Origin of the sequence: Paenibacillus sp. Soil724D2 (assembly GCF_001427935.1) — a bacterium.
Classification (GTDB): Bacteria; Bacillota; Bacilli; order Paenibacillales; family NBRC-103111; genus Paenibacillus_E.
Window position 1 is genome coordinate 632,637 of the sequence record NZ_LMRY01000045.1, and the last position, 13,654, is coordinate 646,290.

At 45.1% G+C, this 13,654-nt stretch carries 12 protein-coding genes; 2 read left to right on the forward strand and 10 right to left on the reverse strand.

Annotation, left to right across the window (positions count from 1 at the left end; translation table 11 throughout):
• Positions 1 to 32: 32 nt before the first annotated feature.
• From ASG85_RS29505 to ASG85_RS29535, 6 genes are all read right to left on the reverse strand, one after another.
• Entirely contained in the window at positions 33 to 1,568 is a 1,536-nt protein-coding gene (locus ASG85_RS29505; protein WP_063860412.1) for an MFS transporter, read from the reverse strand.
• On the reverse strand, positions 1,561 to 2,115 hold the full coding sequence (locus ASG85_RS29510) for a PadR family transcriptional regulator (protein WP_057306112.1): 555 nt from the start codon (positions 2,113 to 2,115) through the stop codon (positions 1,561 to 1,563). Before ASG85_RS29510 ends, ASG85_RS29505 begins: the two co-directional genes overlap by 8 nt.
• A gap of 524 nt (positions 2,116 to 2,639) precedes the next feature.
• Positions 2,640 to 3,395, reverse strand: coding sequence for a ThiF family adenylyltransferase (locus tag ASG85_RS29520; RefSeq protein WP_060648561.1), 756 nt, complete (start codon positions 3,393 to 3,395; stop codon positions 2,640 to 2,642).
• 24 nt (positions 3,396 to 3,419) lie between these two features.
• Entirely contained in the window at positions 3,420 to 5,201 is a 1,782-nt protein-coding gene (aspS, locus tag ASG85_RS29525; RefSeq protein ID WP_057306115.1) for an aspartate--tRNA ligase, read from the reverse strand.
• Positions 5,202 to 5,377: 176 nt separating this feature from the next.
• Positions 5,378 to 6,643, reverse strand: coding sequence for a histidine--tRNA ligase (hisS, locus tag ASG85_RS29530; RefSeq protein ID WP_060648562.1), 1,266 nt, complete (start codon positions 6,641 to 6,643; stop codon positions 5,378 to 5,380).
• A gap of 446 nt (positions 6,644 to 7,089) precedes the next feature.
• Positions 7,090 to 7,395: a winged helix-turn-helix transcriptional regulator gene (locus ASG85_RS29535; RefSeq protein ID WP_056836252.1), complete on the reverse strand. Its 306-nt coding sequence runs from the start codon at positions 7,393 to 7,395 to the stop codon at positions 7,090 to 7,092.
• Between the two features lie 122 nt (positions 7,396 to 7,517).
• Here ASG85_RS29535 and ASG85_RS29540 point away from each other — a divergent pair, with 122 nt between their 5' ends.
• Together ASG85_RS29540 and ASG85_RS29545 are read left to right on the forward strand one after the other, a co-directional pair.
• Positions 7,518 to 7,910: a DoxX family protein gene (locus tag ASG85_RS29540; protein ID WP_057306117.1), complete on the forward strand. Its 393-nt coding sequence runs from the start codon at positions 7,518 to 7,520 to the stop codon at positions 7,908 to 7,910.
• Between the two features lie 290 nt (positions 7,911 to 8,200).
• Positions 8,201 to 8,494 carry a hypothetical protein gene (locus ASG85_RS29545; RefSeq protein WP_057306118.1) on the forward strand — a complete coding sequence of 98 codons (294 nt, stop codon included), beginning with the start codon at positions 8,201 to 8,203 and terminating at the stop codon, positions 8,492 to 8,494.
• 105 nt (positions 8,495 to 8,599) lie between these two features.
• Here the strand turns inward: ASG85_RS29545 and ASG85_RS29550 are convergent, their stop codons facing one another.
• The 4 genes from ASG85_RS29550 to ASG85_RS29560 form a co-directional block, all read right to left on the reverse strand.
• The gene (locus ASG85_RS29550; protein ID WP_060648563.1) at positions 8,600 to 10,555 is read right to left on the reverse strand and encodes an FAD-dependent oxidoreductase; all 1,956 of its coding nucleotides are present in this window, start codon (positions 10,553 to 10,555) and stop codon (positions 8,600 to 8,602) included.
• A 150-nt stretch (positions 10,556 to 10,705) separates the two neighbouring features.
• Complete coding sequence (locus ASG85_RS38310; protein WP_156390194.1) at positions 10,706 to 10,879, reverse strand: hypothetical protein; 174 nt, start codon at positions 10,877 to 10,879, stop codon at positions 10,706 to 10,708.
• A gap of 74 nt (positions 10,880 to 10,953) precedes the next feature.
• Positions 10,954 to 11,394, reverse strand: a complete 441-nt coding sequence (gene dtd, locus ASG85_RS29555; RefSeq protein WP_057306120.1) for a D-aminoacyl-tRNA deacylase — start codon at positions 11,392 to 11,394, stop codon at positions 10,954 to 10,956.
• A 33-nt stretch (positions 11,395 to 11,427) separates the two neighbouring features.
• Positions 11,428 to 13,614, reverse strand: a complete 2,187-nt coding sequence (locus tag ASG85_RS29560) for a RelA/SpoT family protein (protein WP_060648564.1) — start codon at positions 13,612 to 13,614, stop codon at positions 11,428 to 11,430.
• Between the last annotated feature and the right edge of the window lie 40 nt (positions 13,615 to 13,654).

Consider the following 13,654-nt stretch of genomic DNA (forward strand, 5'->3'; position numbering starts at 1 on the left):
AATAAGAAATCAGGAGGATCTATCTGATGCATTTATACAGACTGAGGAGTTGCATTGTCATTCTGCGGTTCCGGACGCTGAACAGGTACCGTGAAACGAAGGGGCCCTGCTATGAATGTAGCGGCAAGTCCGACAATACCGAACACGATACTTATAATAAAGCCATGGTTAATCGCTGTTCCCAGTGAATCTCGGAGGAAACTCATCGTTTCCTTTGGGAATTCAGCTCCCGCCCGAATCAAATGTTCTGGATTAGCTAAAGTCGATAATTGATTAAGAGGCATGTTGTGCTCAGCTGCACCATCGTGAATAAGACTGTTGTATCTAGTGTTGACGATAGTCGCCATAATTGAAGCCCCGAGAACTCCTCCTATATTGCGCCAAAAGCCAATAATGGAGGAGCTGACTCCTATATATTTGTGTTCTATGCTTAGAGCAACGGCATTCTGAGCAACACTCATTAACGGACCAATCGCCCCTACGCCAAGTATAACCATCAGGGTGATCATATACAGATTACTTGCGTCATGACTGACTACACTCAACAAATAGCTAATGACAATCCCCGTAATCATACTGGACGCGATAACCGCTCGGAAGCTAAAGAAACGTTGAAGAAAACCGAACAAAACAGCTCCAACCATTAATGAAAACATCATCGGGGTCAAAAGCACATTTGAATTCGCCCGACCGAGCACGGCTGTTGAGAAAATAGGCAAGTAAGCAATTGCCGAGAACATGATTGCTCCTTGGCAAAGACAAGCTAACATCATGCCGAGAACCATTCGGTTTTTGAATAAGGGTAAAGGCAGCATGGGTTCTTGAGCCCTGCGTTCAACCATAATGAAAAGTAAGCCTACAACAACGGCAATAGCTAACAGACTAATAATTTGCCAAGACCCCCAAGTATAATCTTTACCACCGAACTCTAATGCGAGCATGAGTGAGACAGTAGAGATAACGAGTAACAGTGTCCCTAAATAATCAATTTTCGGACGACGAGTCGATCGAGTTTCCTTAAGAGCAAAAAGCAAAACTAAGAATGAGAGTATACCCAGTGGTAAATTAACATAGAAACACCAGCGCCAACCCCAAGATTCGGCGAGTAATGTACCGATTTGCGGTCCCGCTACAGATGATAGACCGAATATCCCTGCGAATACCCCTGACAGCTTAGCCCCCTGTTTGGGATCTGAAAAAAGGGTATAAATAATGGTGAAACTAATGGGAAAAATAGCTCCTGAACCTATCCCCTGAATCGCTCTATATATAATCAGCTGTGTCATATCCTGGGCTGTACCACAGAGTGCCGAACCGATCAAAAATATAGAAATTCCAATCAAATAAAAGAGCTTTCTGCCAAACATATCCGACAGCTTTCCGAAAACTAGCATCGTGCTCGTAGATGCAAGCATATACGCTGTGAATACCCAACTGATTTTATCAAAACCATTAATGTCGCCTATTATGTGACTTATTGCAGCAGCCGTAATTGTATTATCTAACGCAGACATCAATAACCCTAGAGCCATTGCCAGTATTATAAAACCTGTTTTTTTATTACCCACTATCGTTTTGCCCCTTTTCCATTTTCAAATTACTCAAACGTTCTATTCCGGCCATTAATGTTCGCAGTGTACTTTCCATATTTTCGATTCCAATCTGAATACAAATTTCCTGTGTCTGAGACATTAATGAATTTGACTTACCGTTCTCATACATTTTCCTCAAACGTTCAAGATCATCTTTCGTACTCGATACGCCATATTCCAAATATTCAATAATGACCTCGACCTCAATAAATTCACCAAAAAACAAGCGAGTCATCGCATCAGATTTGAACTCATTGGCTTGCATGGGACTATACATGTAGGCTTTGAAATGCTTTTGGCCTTCCTCCGTTATGGAGTAGACATTCTTATTCGGTCTTCCCTCTTGAATCACACTTTCTTTCGTGATGAGACCTTCCTTCTCCATCTTGCTAAGCGTAGGATAAATCGTGCCAAAACTTGCATTGTAAAAATATGAAAATACCGTCTCAAACATATGCTTGATGTCGTATCCCGATAGACTGCGCTTCATTAAAATACCTAAAATGACATCCTGACTAGTCATGCTGTTAGTCCTCCTTTTTTCTTGATTATGCTTCTTAATTAACAATTTACCAGATTACATATATCGAGTCAACATATATATAACCGATATATACTTTTCCGATATATGAACGAGTTCATCGTGGTTGATTATCCCTCATAAACAAGGACTGTATAAGGTGTGGGTTTCTTACCAACCATCAAGAAGCCTAGTGAAAGGGAACAACGATGCCTTATTTCCTCAAAAACTTCATATTTCTCGTTTTCGCGGAACGTGGATCCTCTATTTCCCAGTTTCGAGGTGCAAAAACCGCCAAAACCCCCAAATAGCGCACACACGTTCCACATACTGACCCACACTGACATATTAGCCGAAATAACGGATCCTCGTTCCCTCCAGCCATAGATTAGCAGCAAATTTTGCCGATTCCACTCCTGTACCTCCTTTTGATTCGTCCGTATTCGTTGGCAGTGCATAAATAGGATGCTCCAACCATTAGGCAAATAAAAAACGGATGCCCGCTTTCCAAGGGGGCATCCGTTTTTCTATTTCTTCTTCAAACCAATTTCCAATAGTTCTTTCACAGCCACACTCACCATGATCAGTCCTGCCACAGGCGGAACGAACGCATTACTCGCTGGCGGTTGTTTCGCTTTTCGAATTTCAGGTGCGTTCGCGGGAACGATTTGCTGCGTTACGTCCTCGCGGGGTTTCATCGGCTCTTCGGTCGAAAATACAACCTTCACGCCTTTTTTGATCCCTTCCTTACGCAGTTTTTGACGCACCACACGCGCAATAGGATCCATGCTCGTTTTGGAGATATCCGCTACTTTGAACTGTGACGGATCCATTTTGTTGGCTGCGCCCATGCTGGAAACGATGGGGATCTTCCGCTCCAGACACTGCTTGATCAGATGGATTTTATAGGAAATCGTATCACTTGCGTCCAACATATAATCGATTGGATAGGCGAATACTTCCTCATACGTTTCCTCTGTGTAAAACATCCGGAGAGCGATAACATCGCATTCTGGATTAATTAATTTGATTCGATCACGCATCAGATCTGCCTTTGGCTGACCAACCGTTGTCGTGAGCGCATGAATCTGACGGTTAATATTCGTGATGTCGACAACATCTTTGTCGATCAGAATAAGACGTCCAACCCCTGTGCGTGCTAGTGCTTCAGCAGCGATTGAACCTACACCGCCGATGCCTAGTACAGCAATCGTGCTATTCTTCATGATTTCAAGCCCCTCAGGGCCAATCGCTAGTTCAGTTCGTGAAAATTGGTGAAGCATAGAAACACTTCCTCTTCTATGTTCTTAGGCTTTAGCAGCAGGCTGCTTAAGCGCTAAGCGAATCGACAGTTGTTCAAGCTGTTTGTCGTCTACTGTACCCGGTGCATCGGTCAATAAGTCTGTTGCGCTTGCCGTTTTCGGGAATGCAATCGTTTCTCTGAGGTTCGTGCGGCCTGTGATCAGCATCACTAAACGGTCGAAACCAAAAGCGAATCCGCCATGCGGAGGTGTTCCATATTCAAAGGCTTCAAGAAGGAAGCCGAATTTCTCAGCTGCTTCTTCTTTGGAGAAGCCCAGTGCGCCGAACATTTTCTCCTGAACTTCACGTTGGTAAATACGCATCGAGCCGCCGCCTACTTCATATCCGTTCAAGACAAGATCGTATGCTTGTGCACGAATTTGACCTGGGTCTGTATCGAAGTAATGAACATCCTCTTCATTAGGACGCGTAAACGGATGATGTTCAGCCACATAACGTTTGGCTTCTTCATCGTACCCAAGAAGTGGGAAGTCCACAACCCAAGCATATTTGAACTTCGAGTCATCGATAAGACCAAGCTGACGGCCGATCTTCAGACGAAGGTTACCAAGTACATCAGCAACAACTTTTTTCTTATCAGCGGAGAATAGAAGCAAATCCCCTTCTTCTGCGCCTAAACGCTCTGTTAATGCAGCGATTTCAGCCTCATTGAAGAATTTCACGATAGGCCCTTTGAATTCGCCGTCTTTCACTTGAATCCAAGCTAAGCCTTTGGCGCCATAACGTGCTGCGAACGGTAAGAGGTCATCGATCTCTTTACGACTCCATGTACCGCAACCTTTAGCGTTCAAAGCTTTTACTTGACCGCCGCCTTTAACGACGTTTGCAAATACTTGAACACCTGAAGTTTCAACGATATCAGAAACATCTTCGAGTTCTAGACCAAAACGAAGATCCGGTTTATCCGAACCATATTTCGCCATGGCATCCGCATACGTAATACGTTGGAATGGACGCGGGATTTCAACTTGAGCTGTTTCTTGCATTAATTTGACTACGAGTTCTTCCAAGATTTCAAGCAGTTGATCCTGAGAAATGAAAGAAGTCTCAATGTCGACTTGTGTAAATTCAGGCTGACGGTCTGCACGAAGATCCTCATCGCGGAAACAGCGTGCGATTTGGTAGTAACGCTCCAAACCACTAACCATCAACAATTGTTTAAAGATTTGCGGGGACTGCGGAAGCGCAAAAAATTCGCCCGGATGCACGCGGCTTGGCACCAAGTAATCGCGAGCGCCTTCCGGTGTGCTTTTCGTCAAAATCGGTGTTTCAACTTCAACAAATCCTTGATCATCTAAGAAATTACGGAATACTTTGGACGCTTTGGAGCGAAGCATTAATGTTTTTTGCATTTCCGGACGACGCAGGTCCAAATAACGATATTTTAAACGAACGGCTTCATCCACATCTACACCGTCTTCGATGAAGAACGGAGGTGTTTTGGCTGCATTCATGATTTCGATTTCAGTCACCTGAATCTCGATTTCACCCGTTGTAATATTTTTGTTAACCGTTTCGGCATCACGTTCTACAACTTTCCCCTTAACAGCAAGCACGTACTCATTACGAGCGCGGTCAGCAATGGCAAGCGCATCCCCTGAGAAATCTGGGTTAAATACAGTCTGTACAAGCCCGCTGCGATCGCGCAGATCGATGAATAGAACGCCGCCCAAGTCACGTCTTCTTTGCACCCAACCGTTTAGTGTTACTGTCTGTCCTACCTGAGCTTTAGTAAGCTGCCCACAATGATGTGTTTTGAGCATCATGATTATTTTCCTCCTAATATAGGGATCTTTGAGCGTAGCTCAAAGTCTCTCCTTTGTTGGGATCTTTGAGTTTTAGCTCAAAGTCTCTCCTTTGTTGGGATCTTTGAGTTTAGCTCAAAGTCTCTCCTTTGTTGGGATCTTTGAGTTTAGCTCAAAGTCTCTCCTTTGTTGTCTATCTATTCGAAAAGTGTCTTTGCAGCGTTCGAGGCAAGATCGGCTAAACTCACAGTCAATTGACTGCCTGTATCCATCTTCTTCAAAGTAATTTCGCCACGCACCAATTCGTCATCTCCAAGAATCGCCACATAGGTGGCCTGAAAGCGGTCTGCTGATTTCATTTGAGCTTTCATTTTACGGCCTTGGTAATCCTTCTCCGCCTTCAGCCCTTGAACTCTAAGCTGGTGCAGCAGCTTCGTTACTTCTTTCTCCGCCGCGTCTCCTAGACCGATCAAATATACATCAAGCGGCTCTGGCTTCGGAATTTCGACACCTTGTGCCTGCAATACGAGCAGAATACGCTCAAGGCCAAGCCCCAAACCAACTCCCGGCTGATCGGTGCCACGGCCGCCAATCTGCTCAACTAGACCATTGTACCGTCCGCCTCCGCCAATCGTATCAATCGCGCCGATCCCGGCAGCTTTGTACTCGAATGCAGTATGCGTGTAGTAATCAAGACCGCGAACGAGGCGCGGATTAATCCGATACGGGATTTCCATCGCTGTTAAATGCTCTTGAACTAGAGCGAAATGCGATGTACACTCCTCATCCAAGTAATCTAAAATTTCTGGAGCGCCTTCGCCATACTTTTGATCCACTTTGCAATCAAGAATACGCATCGGATTACGATCAAATCGGGACTGACAATCCTTACAAAGCAAATGCTTCACAGGTTCGAAAAACTCCTGCAGTTTCTCACGGTAAACCGTTCTAACCGCTGGTGTACCAACGGAGTTAATTTCAACGGTTACTTCCTTAAGACCAATTTCTTTATAGAACGTATAACCAAGCGCAATCACTTCAGCATCAATGCTTGGATCAACGGACCCGAAAGCTTCAATACCGAATTGATGGAACTGGCGATATCTCCCAGCTTGCGGCTGCTCATAGCGGAACATGGGTCCTACGTAATAAAGCTTCGTTAAATCGGGAATCCCATAAAGCTTATTCTCTACATAAGCCCTAACAACACCGGCTGTGCCTTCGGGACGAAGCGTCATACTGCGGTCACCTTTGTCGAGAAAGGTGTACATTTCTTTACCCACGATATCTGTCGTTTCACCGACGCCTCTAATGAACAGATCGGTTTCCTCAAATATCGGCGTACGAATCTCTTTGTAATTAAACCTTTGGCACAAGTCTCTCGCTTTGCTCTCTAGGTACTGCCACTTCTCCACCTCACCGGGAAGAAGATCTTGTGTGCCTTTTGGCTTTTGTATGCTCATGCGCTCAACCTCCTATTATCTGTCGTTCCAGTCAAATAACAACAAAAAAATCTCTCACCCCCGACTGACGTCAGGGACGAGAGATTTGATTAACAAATTCACCCGTGGTACCACCCACATTTCAGAAATGCTGCTATCGTTTGCCAGTTGCAACGAAACAGAATTCTGCTCTTTACGGATAACGCCCGCTACGCGCACAGCTGCTACTAGGCAAGTTGACATCAGCCAATATGCATTTCCCAGCCGGTCCTCGGGGAGGTCTTTTCGTTCGCTCATCATAGGAAGCTTGCAGCCTAGACTTCCTTCTCTGCTTATGTGGGGGCGACTTACTTTGTCCCTTCAACGGATCACAAAAGTTCGAATTACATTATTGTTTATTGTAAACATTGGCAGATACAAAGTCAAGAGATAGAAGTACTAATCCTCCTATACCTCCACTATATTAGTTAATGTAAGTCCGCCCATTTTTGCAACTCATCCATAACAGGTTTAAGCCCTTTTCCTTTGGCGGTTAATTCATACTCAATCCGAACCGGTGTTTCTGGGTATACATGACGGATGATGATCTCTGCAGCCTCGAGCTCCTTGAATCTCTCCGAAAGCATGCGATCACTCATACTAGGGATGAGAACTGATATATCTTTAAAGCGCTTCGGTCCAGAAAGCAAGACATGAACAATAAGTCCTGTCCAACGCTTTCCTAGAAGTTCAAAAGCATTCTCGAATTTGGGACACAGTTGATAGTCTTCCATATAAATCATCTCCTTATAAACAATTTTAACATAGTCGCTTGACAAAAGTAAGTGCTTCGTAATAATATACTAACATAAAGTAAGTTATTAAACAAAATATATTAAAAGAGGAGTTGTTAGTAATGGCATTGGGTCTACTTATTATTCGTTTAGTGATCGGTTTATCATTCGCGGCGCACGGTTCACAAAAAGTATTTGGATGGTTCGGTGGCTATGGTCCCAAAGGTACGGGAGGTTTCTTCGATTCTATTGGAATCAAACCAGGTGTGCTCATGGCTGTTCTTGCAGGTTTAGCGGAAATTGTAGGTGGCCTGCTCTTCGCCGCAGGTCTTTGGACACCATTTGGTGCTGCTCTTATCGCACTGATTATGCTTGGTGCTATTATTAAAGTTCATGGCAAAAACGGTTACTGGGTAACTTCCAATGGTTATGAATACAATTTAACGCTGCTCGCAATCGCTGTTGGTGTTGCACTTATCGGAGCCGGTGAATATTCCTTAGATGCTTTGATGTAAAAATGATGTTAAGCCGTCCAGCCCAAGCTGAGACGGTTTTTTTGTGTAAAGAAAATAGCCTGCAGCACAAGGGCTGCAGGCCTCAAGTAAATATATTTTAAAGGGGGTCGACTATTATTATATCCGCTCTTGATTAAAGGGATATGAAAAACAAATTACAATTTCATTACAGCATTTTCTCCGTATTTTCAATCATTTTCATTTATTTTCACCGTATATTCAGACCATTTTCACATATACATGTACAACAAGGCAAATGGCCTTGAATTTATCATCAGGAGGCTGTAACAATGACAATACAAAACGAGTTTCAAGAGGAACGGCAAGATCTAGTGGTGCTCTTCTCTGAAGATTCCGAAACCGAAGCCGAAGTTGAAGATGAAGTAGCTGAAGAAACAGCCGAAGAAGAGGCCATTGAAGAGTCGGACGAAGCTGTCGAAGCGGAAGAAGAAGCATCTGATGAGGAAGAAATAGAAGCTGAGGATGTGTCCGAGGAGGATGCCGAAGCGGAAAGCGAAGAATCAGCCGAAGAAGATTCGGAAGATTCCGTGCAAGCTGAAGAGGATGCTGCAGACGCAGACTGATCCAAGCAAGAATGTAAGCGTAGTCACAAAAACTTCCTTAGCTTCGAAAAGTTAAGAGCCTTAATGCCACATCTACAAGCGGCGCTAAGGCTCTTATTTGTTGTTCTATGGCTTACCTGTAACGCCAACTTTTAAATCTTTAATAAGCAAATATGTGTCGGCATTCGTTAACTTTTGCTTGTCGGCAATAAGTTTAACGGTCGTTTCTGTGAGCAGCTTATTCTCCAACAATTTGGCTTGCGCTTCCGTAGAGGCAGCCTTCAACCCTAACGCTTGAGTGATTGTATAACTAGCCTGTTCTAGTGTCAGCGGTATTTTATCTGCGTTTTGCAGATTCGCAATAGCCTGATTGACATCCCCAGCCCAGGCATCAGGTTTCATCTTCTTCGCGCCGCCGACGAGATTAACCATCCGCTTTGGATTAGCCGCGTCATCCAAGTGAAAGTTATTGTCATAAGCCCCGGATGCCAGTCCCAGCATTAAAGCCGATTTGAGACCTTCATATGCTTTATGCTCCATAAACGGTTCCGGCTTCAGCTCAATCGGTTTAATCTCCATCCCTTGGGCATTCAACTGCTCCTGCAGCTTCCCAATCGCTTCTTTGGAGGCCGACATTTGACGGAACGTCAGCTTCTCTTGCTGGGCCAGCTTCACCGCTGTGCCTGCCGCCTGGCCTACCGCCATGCCGTTCGGGATCACACGCGCACTCCCATGAGGCAACGTATCATAGCTGGCTGCTTTGCTAGCGATCAGCAGACCATCCACTTTGAGCGGCACGATGCTGCGGAACGGAATTGCATACTGCTTCGGATCGCAGACGACGTTGCCGTTATCAGATGGCGATGTCCGCTGAATGTCTACTGGATACGAGCCAAAGCCGATGCGGTCCCACTGATCGCCATTTGTGCATACATCTACGATATTCAGCCGATATTCCCCTTGAATATGCCGCGTTTCGCGGACATACAATTCAGATGCTGTGCCTCCCAGCTCAATCCCAGCAAACTCGGGGAATGTTTGTTTCATGTAAGCGACTATATTCGGCAGCTCTTTATTCGCAATATCAAAAGCTTCCTGCACCGACTTAGGATCGAACGTATCCACATTAAAAATTTGCAATGAATTGACAAGTGCCGTGTTGTCGTTCTGTCTGCCCATATTCAAACCGCGCATCTTTGCACGTTCTTTGTTAACCGGCGGATAGCTGCTCATCTCTCCGTAACCCCAGACGCTGACTTCGTTTACTCCGGTTCCGTCGGAATTATCGTTGTTAAGGCGCTTCGCCATTTTGTCCCATACTTCAGGCGTAACATTCTTGAGTTTGAAAACCAAGGTCACCGCCATACGCGACTTGGGATCGCCCAGATCCTCGCGACCGAATGTGAAAGGAACGCCTGCAGCTGCGGCAAAATCCGCATCCTGTGTAGCGTCAATCACAGCACCAGCCTTCACGGTCTGTTTGCTGCCGTCAGCAAGTGTCAGAACAGCACCCTGCACGGGCACGTTTCCGTTTGCGGGTGGACCGAGTACAGGCTCAATCTTTTGCGTACGTAAAAGAACGTCTATATTTTTCTCGGCGCTGACTAACTGGTTGAACGCATTCGCTGCCGTGTTTACATCGAAGGAATCTCCTTCAATCCGCTTGTACCATTCGGAGAAAAATCCTCTGTTTAACACTTCCTCCTTGCCAAGCGGATTCGTCTTGAGAGCATAGTTCATGTCAATCGTATTCAGACCACCAAGTGTCATTAACCCACCTAACATCTCCCTATTGCGTCCGTCCACAAGCAGCGTGTTAAGCCCGTTGCGCGCCGCCGATACAGCTGCTGCTAGGCCTTCAGGATCTGTCCCTACTACGATGACATCGTATGCTTCCTTCGCTTTTTTGACGGATTTGACCTCTTCTAGCACCTGTTTCGTGGTGCTATGATTGCCTTTTGAAAGGTGTTTATATTGATAATACAGTGATGCCGCAGCTCCCAAAGCTGCAAGCAGAATCAATATCCCCATTAACCAAATCCAGCCTCGGGATGCGGAACGGTTTCGTTTCGAGTTTGCCATTAGTACAAAAGCACCCACCTTATCTCTGCTTTTTGAATACTCTTTTTACCATTTGATAGTTTACCACATTTTACGTATAGAGAGAAATTGTGCGCATAAGACAAAATAAAGCCGCGCAACGCTGAACAATCAGCAAGCACGGCTTTATCGCTACCGGTATGATTTCTTGGGAATACTCTTCATCGTTTCTTGGACGGATGTGAATTCCGAACTCATTTCCACGTCAGCAAGATTAGGCGTTTGACTCATGCGCTCAGCAAGAGTGGTATGGAGCAATTGCTGCTCCGGTGCCGTCATGGCTCTGTGTTTGATCGATTGACGCATCTGGGTGCTCCTAACCGCTAGTATATACACATTAAGTATTACCAGTCAGATAGCTTATTATCCTTCGGAGCAACTTATTTGCTGTCAATAACCAACGTAACAGGTCCCCAATTCGTCAAAGATACATCCATCATTTCTCCAAAAGCACCCGTTTCCACGTGTATGCCTTGAGACCTAAGCAGCTCATTAAACTTATCGTACAGTGGCTCTGCAAGCTCTGGTCTTGCCGCTGACATGAAATTGGGCCGCTTCCCTTTCCGGCAATCGCCATACAAAGTAAACTGCGAAACGGATAAAATTTGTCCTCCCGTATCTAGTACGGAAAGATTCATTTTGCCGGTTTCATCTTCAAATATACGCAGCCCAGCCACTTTATCCGCCAAATACTTCGCATCCTGCTCGGTATCGTCATGGGTAATCCCGACTAGAAGCATCAAGCCCTGTTCAATACGACCAATCGTTGTATCATTAACAGTTACTTCGGCACGTTTACAACGTTGAACAACTACTCTCATTGCCTTTGAATCTCCTTAACTTTATAACATCGCCTAACTTTGCATAATACGCTGAACGGAATAGACATCTTTGACACGTTTAATTTTCTCAACAACGGACTGCAGATGGTCTATATTTTTGATTAAAATGGTCATATGAATCGTAGCCATCTTGTTCTTATCTGATCGCCCAGATACGGCGGAAATCATCGTTTTGCTTTCTGAAACAGCTTGGAGTACTTCGTTTAAGAATCCGCGGCGGTCATGTCCAGTGATTTCAATCTCTACATTGAAATTGGATTCAACAGCTTCAGCCCAATCGACCTCAATGACCCGTTCCTCTTCGCCCATACTCGAAGGAATGTTCGTACAATCAGAACGATGCACGGACACGCCGCGTCCTCTCGTGATGTACCCAATGATCAGATCGCCAGGTACTGGATTACAGCAGCGAGCGAAGCGGACAAGCAGATTGTCAACACCTTTGACACGGACACCGTTGGTTGGACGGCTTTTGCGCTCGGATGAAGTCGGAGCTTTGACTTCCTTGACCTCACTAGTAAGCTTCAGCACTTGCGCTTCTTCAGCTTCCTTACGCAGCTTCTCCGTTAACTTCGTGCATATTTGTGCAGCTGTAATACCGCCAAAACCTACGGCTGACAGCATATCTTCAATATCGCTAAAATTAAACTTCTTCGCGGCTTCAAGCATTTTATCGTCGCTCATCAATGTCGGAGGATCGATCGCCAATCGTTTGAGCTCGCGCTCAATCATGTCTTTCCCTTTTTCGACGTTCTCTTCGCGCTTCTCTTTCTTGAACCACTGCTTAATTTTACTGCGAGCGTGAGAGGATTGTGCGATTTTAATCCAATCCTGACTAGGTCCATAAGAATGCTTTGAAGTCAGAATTTCAATAATATCCCCTGTTTTCAACTTGTGGTCCAAGGGCACGATCCGGGAATTTACTTTAGCACCAATTGTTCGATTACCGACTTCAGTATGAATCCGATAAGCAAAATCCAGAGGTACTGAACCAGCAGGAAGCTCGATAACCTCCCCTTTTGGCGTAAAGACGAAAACAAGGTCTGAGAAGAAATCCATCTTCATGGATTCCATAAATTCGGAGGCGTCATTGGTCTCGTGCTGCAGCTCCAAAATTTCACGGAACCAGCTCATTTTATCCTCGAAAGTGCCCGAAGGTACAACAGAACCGCCTTCTTTGTAGGCCCAATGCGCAGCGATACCAAACTCTGACGTCCTATGCATTTCCCATGTGCGAATCTGTACTTCTAACGGCTCTCCTTTAGGACCAATCACCGTCGTGTGCAAAGACTGATACATATTCGGCTTCGGCATCGCAATATAATCTTTGAAACGTCCGGGCATTGGTTTCCACAAGGTATGAATAATGCCTAAAGAAGCGTAGCAATCCTTGATCCCGTCGACAATAACACGAAGTGCCATGAGATCGTAAATCTCATTGAATTGCTTGCCGCGGGAGCTCATTTTTTTATAAATACTGTAAAGATGCTTAGGTCTTCCGGAAATATCTCCCTGAATGCCCATCTCTTCCAGCTTTTCTTTAATGCTGTGAATAACGTCCTCAATATATTGCTCACGCTCAGTACGCTTCTTCTGCATGAGGTTAACGATCCGGTAATACTGCTGCGGATTCAAATAACGGAGGGCAATATCCTCCATTTCCCACTTAATCGTGGAAATACCGAGTCGATGCGCAATCGGACAGAAGATCTCCAGCGTTTCCTCCGCAATACGGCGCTGGCTCTCTTCGGATTGGTACTTCAATGTCCGCATATTGTGCAAACGGTCCGCCAATTTAATGAGAATAACGCGAATATCCTGCGCCATAGCAACAAACATTTTGCGGTAGTTCTCGTTCTGCTGTTCTTCTTTGGATTTGAACTTGATCCGTTCCAGCTTCGTCAAGCCATCCACTAGCATCGCGCAAGTTTTCCCGAATTTATCTAGAACAGTTTCCAATGAAACTGTTGTATCTTCAACGACATCGTGCAGAAGCGCAGCAATGATGGATGTGACATCCATCTGCATGTTCACCAATATATCTGCAACAGCGAGTGGATGCAGAATATAGGGCTCGCCCGATTTGCGTACTTGGCCATGATGGGCTTCATCCGCGAATTCATAGGCCTCCCGAATCCTCTGCAAATCATTCTCTTTCAGATAGGTGGCGGCCTTCTCCATCAGCTGCTCTATACCCATGCATCTACCCATTCCCTTTAATCGATTTTTATTCATTATG

Bases quoted from the DNA above. Each gene is read 5' to 3' on its own strand.
- ASG85_RS29510 (WP_057306112.1), bottom strand. From the start codon at position 2,115: ATGACTAGTCAGGATGTCATTTTAGGTATTTTAATGAAGCGCAGTCTA.
- ASG85_RS29520 (WP_060648561.1), bottom strand. From the start codon at position 3,395: ATGCTTCACCAATTTTCACGAACTGAACTAGCGATTGGCCCTGAGGGG.
- aspS (WP_057306115.1), bottom strand. From the start codon at position 5,201: ATGATGCTCAAAACACATCATTGTGGGCAGCTTACTAAAGCTCAGGTA.
- hisS (WP_060648562.1), bottom strand. From the start codon at position 6,643: ATGAGCATACAAAAGCCAAAAGGCACACAAGATCTTCTTCCCGGTGAG.
- ASG85_RS29535 (WP_056836252.1), bottom strand. From the start codon at position 7,395: ATGGAAGACTATCAACTGTGTCCCAAATTCGAGAATGCTTTTGAACTT.
- ASG85_RS29540 (WP_057306117.1), top strand. From the start codon at position 7,518: ATGGCATTGGGTCTACTTATTATTCGTTTAGTGATCGGTTTATCATTC.
- ASG85_RS29545 (WP_057306118.1), top strand. From the start codon at position 8,201: ATGACAATACAAAACGAGTTTCAAGAGGAACGGCAAGATCTAGTGGTG.
- ASG85_RS29550 (WP_060648563.1), bottom strand. From the start codon at position 10,555: ATGGCAAACTCGAAACGAAACCGTTCCGCATCCCGAGGCTGGATTTGG.
- ASG85_RS38310 (WP_156390194.1), bottom strand. From the start codon at position 10,879: ATGCGTCAATCGATCAAACACAGAGCCATGACGGCACCGGAGCAGCAA.
- dtd (WP_057306120.1), bottom strand. From the start codon at position 11,394: ATGAGAGTAGTTGTTCAACGTTGTAAACGTGCCGAAGTAACTGTTAAT.
- ASG85_RS29560 (WP_060648564.1), bottom strand. From the start codon at position 13,614: ATGGGTATAGAGCAGCTGATGGAGAAGGCCGCCACCTATCTGAAAGAG.